We start from the raw sequence: 16,998 nt of genomic DNA on the forward strand, positions 1-16,998 counted from the left end.
TTATGATGGCCTGAAAATAATAACAAGATAGAACAATTCATGTTGCAGTGGCTGTGTGTGGGCTGGATTGCAGGTCTGGCCTTTATGGGAAAAAATATTCTGAATATTCAGCTGAGTACTTCACTCATTATGCTGATTGCGGCATTTTGCTACCTGGGCTGCTCTATATTTAACCCGCTTTTGAATACACCGCTACGACGCTTTGTTATCGTGTGCCTGATGAGTATCATCGGCATGATGTTGGGGCAGGGCTATGCCAATCAGCAGCTTAGTCAGCGCCTCCTGAATATTGAGCATAAAGTTCAGCAGAAAGAAGTTGTGGTCTATATCAAAAACCTGAATAAGCTGGGAAGCAGCTCGATTCAGCAGCCTTTAGAAGTACTGATAACGCAAGGCGACGTTATAAAATGGATGGGATTTTTAGCGCCATCTTCTCTAAACAAAGCTGTGGATACTCAGAACACTCATGGCTCTACGCTTGAGTTGGGGCGTTATTATTTGTTACAGGGAGAAGTTCGACCAACCCACAGTTATGCAACACCGGGAGCTTTTGATGCAGAAAAATGGGCTTTAGAGCAGAATGTGATGGCTGGTTTTCGGATCCAGAATATTCAGCAACTCGATCCTGCTGCTGTGTATGCACTGGGCTATGGCAGGCATCTTCGGGAACAAAAAACATTCCATTCGCGCTTTTTACTCTGGGTGGAAAAGCAGCGACTGCAATTAAGAGCATTTATCCTTAGACAGCCTGTGCAAAATAAAGGCCTGTTACTGGCCTTGCTAACGGGCGATGAGAGTTTACTGGAACCCGCCACACAAGAGCAGTTCCGGCGTTTTGGAATGAGTCACCTATTGGCTATCTCTGGCCCGCATGTGCTGATTTTTGCCTTGATGTGCTGTTCAGCTTTGCAGTGGATGGTGTCAAGATATTCACCTCGGCTTTATTTGCGTTGGCCGCGTCAGTATTTTTTAAGTGTGCCTTTCCTGCTCTGTGTTTTACTTTATTGTGCCTTTGTGGGCTTTGAAGTGCCCGCAATGCGAACCATGCTGATCTGTGTGCTTGGAATCATCACGATGATCTTGAGGCAGCAAGTCCAAGCTTTAAAACTGCTGATTTTAAGTGCAGCCTTATTACTTTTATTTGACCCTTTCAGTATTTTATCGGCTGCGTTTTGGCTGTCTTATGGCGCCTGTTTTGTCTTGCTCAGGATTTACCAGACGATTCAGCAACAACCGCGTGAACTCCAGCCCAGTACCTGGCAGCGCCTGTCTCTGGCAGGCAAAGTGCTGGTGGAATCTCAATGGAAGATTTTTCTGGCCTTATTCCCTTTAATGATGCTGTTCTTTAAGCAGCTTGCCTGGATTACCCCCTTTAGTAATCTCGTCGCCATTCCGTGGATTGGCCTGTTGATTGTTCCTCTGGATATTCTGGCTGCGGTAGTGTTTTTTATTGCAGAGCCATTTTCAAGCGTGCTATTTCAACTGAATGATCTTCTCTTGCAAATACTGCTGGCCTTTTTGAATGTACTGGATTACTGGTTCAAGCCGCAGCTCATTCCATTCGCCATGAATATCTGGATGATCGGCCTGATAATATTGGCCCTTCTGATTGTCTTTATGCCAAGAGGTGTGTTACCCAAATCCTGGGCTGCCTTAAGTTGTGTACCGCTTTGCATTCCGCAGTTTTATGCTGCACCTTTTCAATTATCGATACTTGATGTGGGGCAAGGGCAGGCGATTTTCATCCGGAATGGTCAGCACAGCATGATGGTGGATATGGGCGGATATTATGATGAAGAAAAATTTAGTGTGGGTCGGCAAATTATTATGCCTTTTTTATCGGTGCAAGGCGTAGCTCAGCTTGATCAACTGATATTGACCCATCTGGACCAGGATCATAGCGGAGCGTATTACAGTATTAAAGATCAGCTTAAAGTCAAAGAAATTTATGCCAACGAGACCCTTAAGGGTGATCAGTCTGTCCCATTTCAGTATTGTCATGCAGGTATGCAATGGCAATGGAGACAGCAAGTTAAGTTCACTGTTCTATCTCCTCCAATTCAGCATCTTTCACAAGCTGCTATAAATAAAAATGAAAATTCATGCGTATTACATATCGAAATACAGGGTGGGGCACCGTATCAGAATTTCTTGCTCATGGGTGATGCGGGATGGCAAACAGAATTCTATCTGCTGCAGCATTATCCGGCGCTCAAAGTGGATGTGCTTGTGTTGGGGCATCATGGCAGCAAGCATAGTTCCGCCTATGAATTTCTGAAACATTACCAGCCTAAACTTGCGATTGCTTCTGCGGGGCGTTTTAATCGTTATGGGCATCCCAGTGGTATGACCCAAGCTCGATTGGACGCCCTAGAGATTCCTCTGATTACCACTATTGAAAAAGGCACAATTGAATTTTCAAAACAGGGGCAGAATATGTTAGTACACACCTACCGTGACAAATTTTCCTGGCTTAAGCGGAATTAAACCCAGATTTAAATAGGTGCAATAAATTTATTTTGTTGTTGAGCTGCTGTTCTGATCTGCTGGACTTTGGCCAAGGCTTGTTGATGCTCCATGGTATACAATCCGCGTAATTCTGGATTGGCCTTGAAGCGTTTATAACTCCAGTGATAATGCTCAGGATAGCGCCGTATCAGGTTTTCAAGAGTCTTAAAAATGACCTGTGTTCCATAATTTGCATCATTTTCATAGATCTGCTCGTCCATCGCTTCGATATGCATATCGAAGCCGCCATTGTCATTACGTAAAGCGTATAAAAACAAGGCTTCGGCTTTGGTTTTTTGAATAAGTTTGGCACTTAAATTGCTGGTAGCGAGCGGGATACCAAAATAAGGCAGATATTCCCCCCCGATACTTGGGGTATGATCCGGCAGAATAACAGTCGTCCCTCCTTGTCTAAGTGCCTTAAAGATTTGACGGACACCCGAGTCATTGGTCGGAACCAGATGGGCTTTTTCACGGCTACGTGCCAGATGTACAAAACGATCAACAGCTGGATTTTTAACTGGCTTATACATGATGGTCATTTGGGTATACTGGGCAAAATAGGCATTCATAATTTCCCAAGTCCCAAAATGCGGCACAATTAACACAAGTCCCTTATTTTCAGCTAAAGCCTGCTGAAAGATGTCTTGACCATGAACCTGATGGATGCGGGACAGGTTTTTTTCGTTACTGGAACCCCAAATACTAAAGAACTCGAAATAAGACATCAGTTCATTACGGATGGCTGCACGGGTAATTTGTTCCCGTTGCTCCTTGGAAAGCTCAGGCAAGCTAACTTCCAGATTTAATCGAATAGTATTGGAAGTTTTTGAAATTTTTAAAATATTGACCAAACCAGCCAGAGCCTGCGCAATCCAACGTGAAAATTGAATCGGCTGACGGCTAACAAACTTTAATACACTATAAGCAATATTCTGCGAGCTTCGTTCAGTCATTGAGTGTTAATAGGTAAAATGAAAGAAAATAAAATTTATTATAGGCGAAAACGTTTTGTTTAGACAGAATTACCTCATTCAGTGTATATAATGGGTTCAAGATAAATCAATTTATTGGGTTGTTTATGTCCGATTGGCCACCAAAACCTGAAAACCAAATACAACAGTCATCACAGCCAGTGCAACCCACTGGTCCGGAATGGAAGCTGCTGGAGAAAGCAGTTTTAGCTTCTGTAGAAGAACAGCGCCGTGCCCGTCGCTGGGGAATTTTTTTCAAATTTTTAACTTTTGCTTATCTGCTGATTATTATTTTAGCACTCGGTAAAAGTTGTAGTGTAGCTTCTTCTGAGGCCGGCTCAGGCGCAGGTGTGCATCTTGCAGTGGTCGACATTGTGGGTACGATTGCTGCTGACAAACAGAGTGTAAATAGCAACAATACGATTAAATCACTTAAAAAAGCCTATGAAAATAAACAGAGTAAGGCGGTGGTGCTGAATATTAACTCGCCAGGCGGTTCACCGGTGCAATCGGATGAAATCTGGCAGGAAATCCAGTATCTGAAAAAGCAGCATCCGGAGAAAAAACTGTATGCAGTGATTGGAGATACCGGTGCATCCGGTGCGTATTATATTGCTTCGGCAGCCGATGAAATCATTGTGAATCCATCCAGTCTGGTGGGTTCAATTGGGGTGATTATGCCAAATTATGGCTTAAATGGTCTGTTACAGAAAATGGGAGTTGAAGACCGTACCATGACCTCTGGTGAAAACAAAGCCTTGCTCTCTATGACTCAGCCGGTAGATCCTGAACAAAAAGCACATGTACAGGGTGTGCTGGATAATGTGCATGGTCATTTTATTCAGGCGGTAAAACAGGGACGGGGCGACAAGCTGAAATCAACTGATCCTGCCATATTCTCCGGTTTATTCTGGACAGGTGAGCAGGCAGTAAAACTCGGTATTGCAGATCGTGTTGGTAGTCTGAACACATTAAAACGTGAATTGAAAACAGATAAAGCCTTGAACTATACCATCGAATATAGCCCATTTGAGTCAGTGCTTGGCCGTATGGGATCATCAATCGGTGAAGGAATTGCCACTTCGGTTGCCCAGAAACTCCAGTCAGAGAATCATACATCGCTGCAATGAAGCCTTTAATCCATTTTGCGCACGCCAATGGCGTGCCCTCCAAAGTCTATCAAAAGCTGTTCGATGCACTGCAACCGGACTTCGATATTATTTATGTTCAGGCTCTAGGCCCAGATAAACGTTATCCGGTAGACAATCACTGGCGGGGCCTGACTCAGCAAGTGACTGATAGTATTGTACGTCAGGCACATGGCAGGCCAGTGATCGGTTTAGGCCATTCTTTGGGTGCAGTATTGAGTTTTCAGGCAGCCTTAACACGTCCGGAACTGTTTTCTCAAGTGATTATGCTGGATCCACCCTTGATGATGGGAAAAGAAGTATTGGCATTACATGCTGCAAAAATACTGCGTTTAAAGGCGCTGGATCAAATGTCACCGGCTGGTTTATCCAAACGCCGTCGTGATCATTGGGACTCGCGTGAACAGGCGGCTGAGCTACTTCGTCCCAAAGGTTTTTATCGAGATTTTGATGCAGACTGTTTTCAGGCATATATTGATCATGGTCTTAGCACTGATCCAGTGCGGGGCGGTGTAGAGCTGACTATTCCGAAGATGGATGAAGTCGAGATCTTCAGGACCAATCCATCACTTTGGTGGCTGCCTCAGTCTAAACCTCAAGTTCCGGTGAAAGTGCTGGTGGCTGAAAAAGGCCCTTTTCTCGAGCGTCGATTCCCTCAACAGATTGAGAAAAAATTCGGTATTCCCTTTGAGATATTCCCCGGCGGACATATGTTTCCTCTGGAGCAGCCTTTAAAAGTAGCAGAGAAAGTCAGACAGCTCATCCAGGGATAAGCTGGAATAATTTATCAGCTGGTTTTTCTAACAGAATAAATAAAAAACGCCTTCGAAAAGGCGTTTTTTATTTATTTGAAATTTTAAAACTTGCAGAATTGAACCGGTTCATGCATCAATTTACCCTGGTAATAGAGCCCAGTATCAGCAGGCTGAAGGGTTCCGCTACAGATCCATTCCACCACTTGTGGGTAGATCAGATGTTCCAGCTTATGAACTCGCTCTGCCAGGGTTGTGGCATTGTCCTGATGACTGACTTTAAGTACACCTTGAGCCAGTGCCTGACCGGCATCTAGCTCGGCAGTCACATAATGCACAGTACAGCCATGCAATACGTCTCCGGTATTTAATACACGTTGATGCGTATGCATACCTTTGTAATACGGTAAGAGAGAAGGGTGAATGTTCAGCATTTTCCCTTCCCAGGCTTTTACAAATTTTTTACTTAAAATTCGCATAAAGCCTGCAAGTACGATCAGGTCCGCATCCCAGTCCAGAAGCTGCTGATGCATAACATCATCAAATGCTTCACGGCTTGGATACTGCTGGTGTTCAATCACCGCAGTTGCAATTTCTGCTTGTTGTGCACGCGTTAAGGCATATGCTTCAGGTTTGTTGGAAAGTACCCCGACAATTTCCCCTGACAGATCTGCATCAATCAGGGCTTGCAGGTTTGATCCATTTCCTGAAACAAGAACAGCGATTTTAATCATCTAGGGCTTAAGCGAAAACTACACGAATTTTTTCGTCAGCATCTGCAACAGACTCAGCATTTTCGACAATATGACCCATCGCCCATGCTTTTTCGCCGAAGCTATTTAGAAGCTCTATGGTTTGATCTGCAGCAGCTGCATCAACAACCAGTACCATACCAACACCACAGTTGAATGTGCGGTACATTTCAAACTGTTCTACACCACCTTCGCGTTGTAACAGTTTGAACAGCTCTGGCCATTCCCATGACGATTCATTCACTACCGCTTGTGCACCATTTGGCAATACGCGTGGCAGGTTACCTGGTAAACCACCACCGGTAATGTGTGCCATTGCATGCACATCAACGTGTTTTAACAGTTCAAGAATAGATTTTACATAGATACGGGTTGGTTCCATTGCCACATCGGCAAGTGGACGGCCATCTACGATTTGATTCAGATCAATATTTTTTACGTCAAGAATTTTACGAAGCAGAGAGTAACCATTTGAATGGGCGCCTGAAGAAGCCACACCAATCAATACATCACCCGCTTTTACTTTTGAGCCATCAATAATTTTGCTTTGCTCAACCACACCCACACAGAAACCTGCAAGATCGTAATCTTCACCTTCATACATGCCTGGCATTTCAGCAGTTTCACCGCCTACCAATGCACAGCCGGCAAGTTCACAGCCTTTACCGATACCAGTGACGACATTGGCAGCAACATCGACATTCAACTGGCCAGTGGCATAATAATCGAGGAAAAACAGTGGCTCTGCGCCACATACCAGAAGATCGTTTACACACATGGCCACCAGATCTTGACCAATCGTGTCATGACGGTTCAAGTTCAGGGCTAAACGTAATTTTGTACCAACACCATCTGTGCCAGATACGAGAACAGGTTCTTCATAACCTTTAGGGATTTTACAAAGTGCACCAAAGCCGCCTAGACCGCCCATCACTTCAGGACGGGAAGTACGCTTTGCGACAGTTTTGATTCGGTCGACTAACGCGTCGCCCGCTTCAATATCGACACCTGCATCTTTGTAGCTTAAACCAGTGTTTGGGGTAGAAGTTGAGTTGCTCATAATGAAGTCTCCGCATTCGCGGCAGGGATTATAACCCGAATATGCAAAACTCTTATGGTATTTGTGGCTTAAAATGCTATCTTTGTGGAAATATTTTACTTTTTATAATGATTAATAGAGAAAAGGTCAAAATTTATGATAGATCGCACATTGCGTCGCGTGTTTATCCTAGCTGCGATAGCTTTATTGCTGTGGATGTTGTATTTACTGAAACCTGTTGTTATTCCATTTGTTGCGGCATTTTTGATAGCTTATCTGTTAAGTCCGTTGGTCGATAAGTTTCATGATGCCGGACTACCGCGCTGGCTTTCAATCAGTATCGTGTTTATTGGAATTGGTGTCCTGGTGACCCTGGCCATTTGGTATCTGATTCCATTAATCTGGCAGCAGCTGATGTATGCACGTGACAACATCCCGGCGATAATTGGATGGATCAATTCAAGCTTTTTACCCTGGTTGTCGAATACCTTTAATATGGTTGAAATGGAAGTCGATACGAACCAGATTTCCACTGTGGTCATGGACTATGTACAGACCCATTATAGTGCAGATAGTATCCAGGCCTTTGTACTGCGTTTGGCCCAATCCGGGATTAACTTTTTACAGATTGGCGGGATGATTGTTCTGATTCCTATTATTGCTTTCTATTTCCTGCTGGATTGGGACCGTATGCTGGAAAGCTTGCGCCGCTTGATCCCGCGTCCTTATGAAAAAAGTACCTTGAAGATCGTATCTGAGTGCCATAATGTTTTGGGGGCTTTTGTCAAAGGACAGTTCCTGGTCATGGTTTTATTAGGAATTGTTTATGCAGTCGGCTTGCAACTGATTGGACTTGAAGTGGGCCTGATTATTGGCATGGTGGCAGGTCTGGCCAGTATTATTCCTTATCTGGGTTTTGCTGTCGGGATCATTGCAGCGGTGGTTGCGACCTTCTTGCAGTTTGGGATTGACTGGTGGCAGCTGGTTTTGGTCGGTGTGGTGTTTATGGTGGGGCAAGCCGTAGAGGGGTATGTGCTACAACCTTTCTTGCTCGGGGATAAAATTGGTTTATCGCCAGTTGCTGTGGTGTTTGCGGTATTGGCAGGTGCGCAACTGGCCGGCTTTCTGGGGATGCTGATCGCCTTGCCGGTTGCTGCTGTAATTGTAGTGTTATTGCGACATATACGGGAGTATTATGAGCATACGGATTTTTATGGTTATAAAACCCGGGTGATCAGAGATGCTTCGACAGGGTCGATCAGTGTTGAGACTGCAGACGTAGACGTTGATATTGAAATGAAAAAGCCAGAAGCAAAATCACTGCAGGCTGATGAAAAATCCAGTAAGATGGATGCCTCTTTTAATAAAGACTCATAAGGCCATTAATATTATATGCGTCAATTGCAGTTAGATATAGAACCTCAACTCGATGCCCGAATCAGTGATTTTTCGGGTCCGGGCTGGGGGCATGTCATTGATGCCATTCGACAGTTACATGCTGGATTAATTAACCGTTTTTATGTATATGGTGGGGCAGGTACAGGTAAAAGCCATTTACTGTCTGCGATTTGTGACTCTTATCTGGAGATCGGTAAGTCGGCCATTCAAGTCTCTTTATTAGAGCTGCTAGATGCACCCACTGAAGCCATTACCTCTCTGGACCGTTTTGATCTGATTGCGCTGGATGATATTGAAGCCATCAGTGGCGTACCGCATTGGCAACGCGCCGTTTTTCATTTGATTAATTATAATAATGAAGGGGGCGGTCAGCTGGTGTTTTCATCGCGTTTCGCGCCTATTGAATTAAAACTGGAACTACCAGATCTGCAATCTCGTCTGACCCAGGCGGTCAGTGTTCGAGTACCCAATGGTAGTCTGTATGCTGACCGTTATGCACTGGTCTCTTCGGTTCTGGATCGTCGCGGGATACATCTCGATCCACAAATTTTTGATTATTTACTTAACTACGGATCTCATCAAACCTCGGTATTATTGCAGACCCTGGAGCAGATTATCCAGCTATTAAAAGGAGAAAAGTTAAAGGTAAGTCATGCCAATTTAAGACAGATTTATGCATTAATTGACGAATATCGATAAGTTATAAAAAATCTTGAGTAATTACTCAGTCTATGCCAAAGTAAGGCAAAATTATTCGCTGTTGCACGGATTATGCAACTCTAGAAAAAAAACAAATAAATAAAAAACTAAGGAGAAGGTTATGCTCAAGAGGGGCATAGGCGTGGCTTTGCTATGTATAGCAGGGCAGGCATATGGTGCAGATATTGTTGTAACCACTACAGAAGATATTGAAAAAGACGACAAGGAATGTTCCCTTCGAGAAGCCATTGAATATATTAACCGAGAGGCAGGCAAAGAAGGCTACCTGGGATGTGGGGGAGAGAACTCTACAACCACCATTTTATTAAAAGCAAACAACACCTATGTCCTGAATAAGCACATTCCGGTTAAAAAATCCCTGACTATTCGATCTGTTGCTGAAAATGATGGAAACTGGAGCTCTACCGAGCAGGTGCGGGGCAGGGAAAATGCCCGTATTCAGATGAAAGGTACAGATAACCTGTTCCGGATTGCTAACAATGAAAATTGGATTACTGCTACTTTAAAAGAGCTAGACCTAGAAGGCTGTGGAGCGGCCAGTTGTGCTGAGGAAGGGGGCTTGATCTATAACCAAGGTAGATTAAGCCTGGAGCACAGCCGTTTGTTTAAAGGCGCGGCTATAAAAGGAGGCGCAATTTATAGTGCTGGTCAGTTTGGTGACAATCTGATGAGCAGTGTAATTATCAAAAATAGCCTGATTGAGAATAACAAAGCACAACAAGGGGGCATTCTTTATACAAAGTTGCCATTTTTCTTTATCACGCAAAGTGTACTAAGAGACAATCAAACCTCAAATCTGAGTAGTGCCAATATTTATACAGCTGGTCAGGTCGCTGATCTTGAAACTATTGAACGAAAAAATGCAGAAATGAGCAGCAGTACGCTACTTAAAAACAGCGGAGTGCTCATTAATGTAGTGGATGGAATGGGACTAAATAACCTGACCATTGTCGATAATGCAGATACAGCCTTACGTTTGGAAGCGCCGCATGCTAAAGCTTATGTAGCCAATAGTATTATCTTGAAAAATGGTGTACAGGATTGTCAGATTACCGCTACAGATAAAACAACTGTTCAAAATAATCTAGTAGGGAGTTGTGGAACCGGAGAAGCCCGTTATCCAAACCAGATCTGGACTGGAACCCATCTATTTGCAGAAAAAACGAATCAGAGTGAAGGCGTTTGTCAAAATTTCAGAGAAAATACAACAGCAATTTTATGCCCTTATAGCATACCAAAAGACCAGTTCTTAGGGTATATACGGCCGCGTATTTTGTTGAGTCATGCGGTGGTAGAAGACTCGCCTATCGTAAATAAAGGCCTGCCTTCGAATAAGATAGATAGTGAAGTGATTGGCTGTGCAGAAGCTGACCAGCGGACTAATAACCGTTTGATGGATAACCAGTTTTGTGACCGCGGTGCCATTGAAGTGATTGTTCCAACCTCTATGAGTCTGGTCGGCCAGGATTTGCTGAAAGGTGAGGTGGCCAAATTTTCAATACAGCCCTATCTTGGCGATAGTGACCTCTTGCCTAAAGAACAATGCAGCATTTTGGTAGGCCCACCTGCATCAGGACAAAGCTGGCAAGATGGATGTTTGAGAATTGTACAAACCAAAACAGAATCAAAAGGTAAAACCACCATTGATCTTGAAGGGAATGTGACTTATACCCCGGACTCTGGTTGGCATGGCGCAGATATTTTTGAAATTCAGGTCGTGACGTCTTCTACACGCTTTAATAAATCCAAGCCTTATCTGGTTTTGAGTACACAGATTGTGCAAGAGCCTAAAAATGAAATACAAGACAAGTCAGTTAAAACTTCTGGAGGCGCGTGGGGTTTTGGTGGACTAATTGCTTTGTTGGGATTAATAGGATTACAACGTTCTCTGAAAGATTAAGGAACAATCATGAAAAATTATAAAAAAGGATTGCTTGCAGTCATGATTTTATCTGCCATGAGTTTGATGGCAGCTGAAGATAAAACTATTTATGTCACCACACTGTTAGATGAAGATGGGGAAAATTCTAAAGCTTGCTCTTTACGTGAAGCGATTAAAACTGCAAAGCTGGATAAGTCTTATGGGGGGTGTAATGTTGGACGTACACTCCGACTGGATGGGAGTGCAGCTGATGTCATTCAGCTTGAGGCGGGTGAATATAAGCTAGACCGTGAACTGATTGTAGAGTCAGCAGTGAAGATCTATGGTAAATCCCCCTATAGCTATAATACAAAAAGCCCGATCACTTTTTTATATCCTACCCGTGAAGCGCTGAAAACCACCATTTCTGGTCAAAGTAAGACCCGACTATTTAACACCTTAGAAAGTCAGGTGAGCTTAAATATCCAGAACCTTATATTAAAGGATGGTTATGCGACGAAAAATTCTTATGATCAGGGCAATGGGGGCACATTTTATGTCGCGGGGCCTTTAGGCGTGATTAATAGTGAAATTGTAGGGTCTAAAGCAGAGGCAGAAGGAGGAGCAATTTATGCGACTGCCTTGAATAATGAAAAAAATATCCAGATAGTAGATTCTTTAATTCGCAACAATGTGGCAAATACGTATGGCAGCATCTTGGCCATGGATTGCAGTGGAAATTTAGGCAGTACCCAAACGGTGGTGGATATTATCCGAAGCAGTCTGATTCAAAATGGTTCCAGTCATACAGCGAGTATTCTAGATTTTTGTGGCGCAGCTAAAGTAAATATCCAAAATTCAACCATTGCCCAAAATACTGCCAGTGCCCAAGGCTACATTCTGCGTATGGCCCATCATTTAAGCCGGCCTTTAACCAGTAGCTCAGTGCTTAATGCTTCTAATAATACAATTGTAGAAAACGTAGCAAAATCAGTTTTATATTATGATGACTTGGGAGTAAAAACGCTTAAACACAATGTTTTGGCATTTAATAAAGGTTTATCTTGTGAATATGCATTGAATGCAGGAAGTCCTCCCCCAGCACCAAAAATTTCTTTCACGAGCGATTTCAATGCAATAGAGCAAGCTGGGGAATCAAGGTGTGTATTGCCAGAGCTGGAGAAAGAAAAGGTCTCAACCAATATTGATGTATCCAATACAGCGCTTGAAAAGCTGTTGACGCCTTTTATAGAGCCCTCGATCAATAACCGTTATTTAGGTATGTATTATCCAGTTGATAATCAAACTGATACAGATCTGGTTGATATTGGAGACAAGAATTGTATTGAAAACGATCAGCGCGGGATTGAGCGTGTCGTTGATGCCACTTTGCTTTTCAATCCAGCTGCAAGAAATACCTGTGACATTGGCTCGATTGAAATGCGGCGTTTTACTGCAGCAGATATAGTCGGACTTAAAAATGTATCGTTAACAGAGCTATTGAATTCTTACCAAAAAAATATTGATGATCTTCAATCTATTCTGAATCATAAGGATACTTTGCCAGAAGAGCTTCCAGGTTTAAAAGAAGAGTTAAGAGAGTTTGAAGAGCTGCTCAAATATACCAAGCAGCACCAAAAATATCGCGCTATTTATATTGACCCTTTTAAGCTGGCGATGCCACAGGAAAACTTGGAAGCCAAAGAAATTATCATTAAAGCGCTTAATGCGCAAAACTATGATGTTGAAGTGAAGTCTTTGGGCGTAGGTGGATTAACAGGGGAGGGGGATTCACTTACGGTAACAGGTCATCCAGAAGATCCGAATTTAAAGTGTGAATGGAAGCCGGATCTTCAACGGATCATCATGTATCGTACTGATGGGAAAGTAACTGATGCTAATGATATGGAATTCTGTAAATACACCTTGAAAGATAAGAAGACAGGAGCGAGTAGCTCGGGAATTTTAAAGGTTACTTTTGCCAATATTCAGCCCATTATCAAGAGTGATGTCTATGCCATTAGCCCTGATAAGTATCTCAGCGTAACTGTTAATCCTTTGGAAAATGACAGTGATGATGGGGATGGACCTGCGATTAATGGCAAACCGGCTTTTTATCGGAATAACGACGGGCTAGAAATTCCTATCCGGATTAAAATGCCGGCAGGAGTAAGTGTTAGTGCTGAACGTGAAGGTCCTTGCCCAGGTGATTATCAAGGTGAGAGATGCTATGGCGGCCAACTGACTTTTAAAGTGAAAAATAGTTTAAGTCAGGCAGACTATACGATTATATATAATATATTTGATGCCGATGGGCTGATGTCTGCTGATGCAGAGATTTTACTACGCAATACGCTGAAGAACACCAATAATACTTCTAGTGGTGGCGGCTCTTTCGGTATTTTCGGGCTGCTTGGCTTGGTTGGTTTAGTTGGCTATCGCCGCTGGAAAAAATAATCACAACCTTCTGATATTCTTAGATTAGCATTTGAAGCGCAACACCATGTTGTTGCCATAATACCTGACTCGGACTTTTAAAGCCGAGTCTTTTTCTTGGACGATGATTCAAGCGCTGAGTCATTTCTGCAATGTATGCATCCGTATAGTCATTCAAGTCACTGCCTTTTCTAATATATTGTCTGATCAATCCATTCGTATTTTCATTTGTTCCTCGCTACCAGGCGCTATAGGGATCAGCGAAATACCAGTCGACATCTAATTCCTGAGCAGCATACTCATGCAGGCTGAACTCCTTACCATTGTCCGCGGTAATTGTTTTTAGGTGCGCTTTGATCGGTTCCAATAATCTGATCGTAGCCTGGCAAACTTCCTCAGCCTTGCGCGTGCTGCACTTTTTCAGCCAAAGATAACCTGTCTTCCGATCTACAATTGAAACCAGGGATTGTTGGTGGTTCTTGCCAACAATCGTATCTATTTCCAAATCACCGAAGCGGGAGCGCTGCTCAATCTCAGCAGGTCGATCATGGATACTTTTGCGGTTTGTCAGTTGGCCACGAGTCTCGATAGAGCCATATTTTCTCTTCCTTTGATTTCTGAAACGTAAGTTGTGGAAGAGCACACCACCTCTGCTTTTATCCTGCTGTATAAACCTGTATATGGAATGCAGGCTGACTGAAACATGAGAAGCAATCTGTTCGGGGCTCCATTGGAGATCAAGATAAGCCATGACTTGTACCCAAGTATCATAAGGGATTCTTTTAGGATTAGGACAATGCCGTCTGCGAGCTAATTTATTGGCGTGTTTAGCGAAATAACCATTCCTTGCCCGATTGCGTGCTATTTCTCTGGAAATAGTGGAAGGTGAGCGATTTAGCCTCCAGGCGATATAACGTTTAGAAAAACCTTCACGTAACAATGTGGAAATCTGATATCTTTCTTCTTGAGTAAGATGAGTATAGTTCATGATGCAACTTTGACTTTGGTCGGTCGGAAGCAAAATGCTAGCTCATCTTGCTTTCTTCCAATAATTTAATCTCTGTTGCACTTCATTTGAGAATCCAAGATTTTAAAAGCCTCTATTTAGAGGCTTTTAATATTCTTTAGATTTCAGTGAGAGCTGGGCTGAGTCAATTGCTGATATTTTTGAATATATTCTTCACGAATGGCCAGACGTTCTTCAGGTTTGGCCTTTTGCATCCGTAAACCTAGCTCTTTACGTTCCTGGCTGCTCATCATTTGCCAGGTTTCACGCATTTTCTGTTTTTCAGTCTCAGGAAGCTGAGTAAACCAGTCTAGACGTTGCTGCAAATTAATTTGTTGCTGTTCCGGAATTTCCTTCAAGGCCTGATAGCGTTTAATCAAGGCCAGTTGTTCAGAATCAGACAGATCTTCCCAGGTATCATTGACCTGAGTATGCGCGTCCTTGGAAAAAATCCAGAAACGTTCAACCCCTGCAAAACTGGTTTGTAAAAAGCTAAATGCGCAGAACGCAATCGCTAATCTTTTAGCTGCCATGGGGAACCTTGTCCTCACCTAAAACCATTAGCATTTCTAAATCTTCCAGCATTTGTGGAGAGAGTTTGGGTACTGAAACAGTTTGGGTTTGTGGCTCATGCTGGGTAGCAATATTCGGTAAAACGATTACACCTGCAATTGCGGCTGCCAGAGCAAAACCAGACATTTTTAGAAATGCAAAACGTGAATGTTTAGATTCCTGAATTTCATCAAGAACATGGTGCATCACCACCGGTTTGTCTTTATGGTGTTGTGCCAGTCCATCAAGTTTGGAAGTTACTTGCTTTAAGAAATCATCTTCTTTCATTCGGATGACCCTCCCAGATATGGATTTAAATGTGCTAAAGAGGCACGCAGTCCTTGAATAGCACGGTGATAATGAGTTTTTACACTTCCTTCACTGCAGTTCATAATTTGTGCCGTGGTATGAGTATCAAAGCCTTCCCAAGCTCTAAGCATAAATGCCTGTTGTTGACGTAACGGTAACTTGGCAATGGCCTCCTGAATTTCTTCAGCAGTAACCGCCTGATCCAAAAACTCGAGTGGGGATGGTGTTGATTCATCTACCAAATGATCGAATTCAATCTCATCGTCATCGAGGCTGACTTTTTTAAAAAAGGAAAATGGCTGGCGCCGACGCGCTTCTTTCCGGCGCCAATCCTGCAACTTGTTGTTAAGGATCGTATAAAACAGGGGATACCATTCTTCAGTGCTTTTTTCAGCATAGGATTTATGCAAGGCAATAAAGGCTTCCTGAACCAGATCCATGGCAATGCCATGCTGATCCTGAGTTGCACTTTCCATCATGACCAAAGCGCGACCAGTCACATCCTGCATGAAATTCTTTAAGCGAGACTCCGCGGTACTCTTTAGAATACTTGCCTCTTGTGACTGTAACGGTTTTGGTGCTAAATCCATAGAGATGGAAAACCCTGTCATTGGACACCCACCATTATTCCCAACTTTATATATATAACGCTGGGACTAATGATTCGGTTGACAATAAAACTTATTATTTTTGTAGTGTAATCTATTTTACAAATACACGGGTTGGAATTAAAACAATGTAACCTAAATACTCATCTAGATACGTTGACGGACCATTTCAAAGAAGCAGATTGACCCGGCAATCGCAACATTTAAGGATTCCTGTCCACCCGGTTGCGGAATAGCCACGGCTTCTGCATGTTGCAGGGCATAATCTGATACCCCTTGGCCTTCATTGCCTAGAATCCAGACACAGGCTTTACGCAGATCCTTGCTATACAGGTTGCTAGAACGATGTGAGCTGGTGACATACACTGGAATCTTGAAGTTTTGCAGTACCTCTTCCAGGGCAATATTTTCAAAAGTTTGCAAAGAAAAATGCGCGCCCATACCTGCACGTAGTACACGTGGTGACCAGAGTGAGGCTGAACCTTTGGTGCAAATTACCTGATCAATACCGGCCGCGGCAGCAGAACGTAACAGGGTGCCGACATTGCCCGGGTCCTGCACATTTTCCAGAATCAGGGTGTCTGCCGTGTAGTCCAAGGTCTGGCTTGAGCTTGGAATATCTACAATCGCCAGACAGGCCAGAGAAGTACCTAAGGTACTTAAATCTTTATAGAGTGATTCACCAATCACGAATACCACGCCTGAGTATTTTTTTAAAATCGTATCGAAATCAGGATGCTCCAAGGCGTGTTCAGTTGTGAAAATGGAGTTGATTTTTTTATTTTCATGTAACCATGCAAGACACAGGTGCGTGCCTTCAAGCACGGTTTGCCCTTGTTTTTTACGATAAGAATTCTGCTCAATTAAACCACGCAGGTGTTTAATTTTAGGATTGTCTTTGGATTCAAGGAAGATGGTTGGCATAGGGAAAAGTC

The 16,998-nt window shown here is 43.2% G+C and carries 16 protein-coding genes; 7 read left to right on the plus strand and 9 right to left on the minus strand.

Annotated features, from left to right (window positions below; translation table 11 throughout):
* Positions 1-39: 39 nt before the first annotated feature.
* Positions 40-2,487, plus strand: coding sequence for a DNA internalization-related competence protein ComEC/Rec2 (locus E2K74_RS00970; protein WP_151205895.1), 2,448 nt, complete (start codon positions 40-42; stop codon positions 2,485-2,487).
* Between the two features lie 8 nt (positions 2,488-2,495).
* On the opposite strand, the gene E2K74_RS00975 is transcribed toward E2K74_RS00970, so the two are convergent.
* Positions 2,496-3,464: a lysophospholipid acyltransferase family protein gene (locus tag E2K74_RS00975; protein ID WP_151205896.1), complete on the minus strand. Its 969-nt coding sequence runs from the start codon at positions 3,462-3,464 to the stop codon at positions 2,496-2,498.
* Between the two features lie 125 nt (positions 3,465-3,589).
* Between E2K74_RS00975 and sppA the strand changes: the two genes are divergently transcribed.
* On the plus strand, positions 3,590-4,612 hold the full coding sequence (gene sppA, locus E2K74_RS00980; protein ID WP_151203517.1) for a signal peptide peptidase SppA: 1,023 nt from the start codon (positions 3,590-3,592) through the stop codon (positions 4,610-4,612).
* Entirely contained in the window at positions 4,609-5,403 is a 795-nt protein-coding gene (locus E2K74_RS00985) for an alpha/beta fold hydrolase (protein WP_151205897.1), read from the plus strand. Before sppA ends, E2K74_RS00985 begins: the two co-directional genes overlap by 4 nt.
* A gap of 83 nt (positions 5,404-5,486) precedes the next feature.
* Here the strand turns inward: E2K74_RS00985 and purN are convergent, their stop codons facing one another.
* Together purN and purM are read right to left on the minus strand one after the other, a co-directional pair.
* Positions 5,487-6,116, minus strand: a complete 630-nt coding sequence (gene purN / locus E2K74_RS00990; protein ID WP_151205898.1) for a phosphoribosylglycinamide formyltransferase — start codon at positions 6,114-6,116, stop codon at positions 5,487-5,489.
* 7 nt (positions 6,117-6,123) lie between these two features.
* Positions 6,124-7,194 (minus strand): phosphoribosylformylglycinamidine cyclo-ligase, encoded by a 1,071-nt coding sequence (gene purM / locus E2K74_RS00995; protein WP_151205899.1) that lies wholly within the window; start codon positions 7,192-7,194, stop codon positions 6,124-6,126.
* Between the two features lie 135 nt (positions 7,195-7,329).
* On the opposite strand from purM, the gene cxpE reads away from it, so the two are divergent.
* From cxpE to E2K74_RS01015, 4 genes are all read left to right on the plus strand, one after another.
* On the plus strand, positions 7,330-8,550 hold the full coding sequence (gene cxpE, locus E2K74_RS01000) for a chloramphenicol efflux transporter CxpE (RefSeq protein WP_151205900.1): 1,221 nt from the start codon (positions 7,330-7,332) through the stop codon (positions 8,548-8,550).
* Positions 8,551-8,565: 15 nt separating this feature from the next.
* On the plus strand, positions 8,566-9,270 hold the full coding sequence (hda, locus tag E2K74_RS01005; RefSeq protein ID WP_151205901.1) for a DnaA regulatory inactivator Hda: 705 nt from the start codon (positions 8,566-8,568) through the stop codon (positions 9,268-9,270).
* 121 nt (positions 9,271-9,391) lie between these two features.
* Positions 9,392-11,191 (plus strand): rhombotarget A, encoded by a 1,800-nt coding sequence (rbtA, locus tag E2K74_RS01010; protein WP_151205902.1) that lies wholly within the window; start codon positions 9,392-9,394, stop codon positions 11,189-11,191.
* 9 nt (positions 11,192-11,200) lie between these two features.
* Positions 11,201-13,609 (plus strand): CSLREA domain-containing protein, encoded by a 2,409-nt coding sequence (locus E2K74_RS01015; RefSeq protein ID WP_151205903.1) that lies wholly within the window; start codon positions 11,201-11,203, stop codon positions 13,607-13,609.
* 19 nt (positions 13,610-13,628) lie between these two features.
* Here E2K74_RS01015 and E2K74_RS14515 read toward each other — a convergent pair whose 3' ends face one another.
* From E2K74_RS14515 to E2K74_RS01040, 6 genes are all read right to left on the minus strand, one after another.
* Entirely contained in the window at positions 13,629-13,766 is a 138-nt protein-coding gene (locus E2K74_RS14515; RefSeq protein ID WP_153228200.1) for a hypothetical protein, read from the minus strand.
* 60 nt (positions 13,767-13,826) lie between these two features.
* Complete coding sequence (locus E2K74_RS01020; RefSeq protein WP_151205904.1) at positions 13,827-14,576, minus strand: IS30 family transposase; 750 nt, start codon at positions 14,574-14,576, stop codon at positions 13,827-13,829.
* 143 nt (positions 14,577-14,719) lie between these two features.
* Positions 14,720-15,127: a DUF3106 domain-containing protein gene (locus E2K74_RS01025; protein WP_151203533.1), complete on the minus strand. Its 408-nt coding sequence runs from the start codon at positions 15,125-15,127 to the stop codon at positions 14,720-14,722.
* Complete coding sequence (locus tag E2K74_RS01030) at positions 15,117-15,434, minus strand: hypothetical protein (RefSeq protein WP_151205905.1); 318 nt, start codon at positions 15,432-15,434, stop codon at positions 15,117-15,119. Before E2K74_RS01030 ends, E2K74_RS01025 begins: the two co-directional genes overlap by 11 nt.
* Complete coding sequence (locus E2K74_RS01035) at positions 15,431-16,045, minus strand: RNA polymerase sigma factor (protein WP_151203537.1); 615 nt, start codon at positions 16,043-16,045, stop codon at positions 15,431-15,433. Before E2K74_RS01035 ends, E2K74_RS01030 begins: the two co-directional genes overlap by 4 nt.
* 165 nt (positions 16,046-16,210) lie before the next feature.
* The gene (locus E2K74_RS01040) at positions 16,211-16,987 is read right to left on the minus strand and encodes a TrmH family RNA methyltransferase (protein ID WP_151203539.1); all 777 of its coding nucleotides are present in this window, start codon (positions 16,985-16,987) and stop codon (positions 16,211-16,213) included.
* Between the last annotated feature and the right edge of the window lie 11 nt (positions 16,988-16,998).

The organism is Acinetobacter sp. RF15B, from assembly GCF_007558235.1.
GTDB classification, from domain to species: domain Bacteria; phylum Pseudomonadota; class Gammaproteobacteria; order Pseudomonadales; family Moraxellaceae; genus Acinetobacter; species Acinetobacter lwoffii_C.

Bases quoted from the DNA above. Each gene is read 5' to 3' on its own strand.
- E2K74_RS00970 (WP_151205895.1), top strand. From the start codon at position 40: ATGTTGCAGTGGCTGTGTGTGGGCTGGATTGCAGGTCTGGCCTTTATG.
- E2K74_RS00975 (WP_151205896.1), bottom strand. From the start codon at position 3,464: ATGACTGAACGAAGCTCGCAGAATATTGCTTATAGTGTATTAAAGTTT.
- sppA (WP_151203517.1), top strand. From the start codon at position 3,590: ATGTCCGATTGGCCACCAAAACCTGAAAACCAAATACAACAGTCATCA.
- E2K74_RS00985 (WP_151205897.1), top strand. From the start codon at position 4,609: ATGAAGCCTTTAATCCATTTTGCGCACGCCAATGGCGTGCCCTCCAAA.
- purN (WP_151205898.1), bottom strand. From the start codon at position 6,116: ATGATTAAAATCGCTGTTCTTGTTTCAGGAAATGGATCAAACCTGCAA.
- purM (WP_151205899.1), bottom strand. From the start codon at position 7,194: ATGAGCAACTCAACTTCTACCCCAAACACTGGTTTAAGCTACAAAGAT.
- cxpE (WP_151205900.1), top strand. From the start codon at position 7,330: ATGATAGATCGCACATTGCGTCGCGTGTTTATCCTAGCTGCGATAGCT.
- hda (WP_151205901.1), top strand. From the start codon at position 8,566: ATGCGTCAATTGCAGTTAGATATAGAACCTCAACTCGATGCCCGAATC.
- rbtA (WP_151205902.1), top strand. From the start codon at position 9,392: ATGCTCAAGAGGGGCATAGGCGTGGCTTTGCTATGTATAGCAGGGCAG.
- E2K74_RS01015 (WP_151205903.1), top strand. From the start codon at position 11,201: ATGAAAAATTATAAAAAAGGATTGCTTGCAGTCATGATTTTATCTGCC.
- E2K74_RS01020 (WP_151205904.1), bottom strand. From the start codon at position 14,576: ATGAACTATACTCATCTTACTCAAGAAGAAAGATATCAGATTTCCACA.
- E2K74_RS01025 (WP_151203533.1), bottom strand. From the start codon at position 15,127: ATGGCAGCTAAAAGATTAGCGATTGCGTTCTGCGCATTTAGCTTTTTA.
- E2K74_RS01030 (WP_151205905.1), bottom strand. From the start codon at position 15,434: ATGAAAGAAGATGATTTCTTAAAGCAAGTAACTTCCAAACTTGATGGA.
- E2K74_RS01035 (WP_151203537.1), bottom strand. From the start codon at position 16,045: ATGGATTTAGCACCAAAACCGTTACAGTCACAAGAGGCAAGTATTCTA.
- E2K74_RS01040 (WP_151203539.1), bottom strand. From the start codon at position 16,987: ATGCCAACCATCTTCCTTGAATCCAAAGACAATCCTAAAATTAAACAC.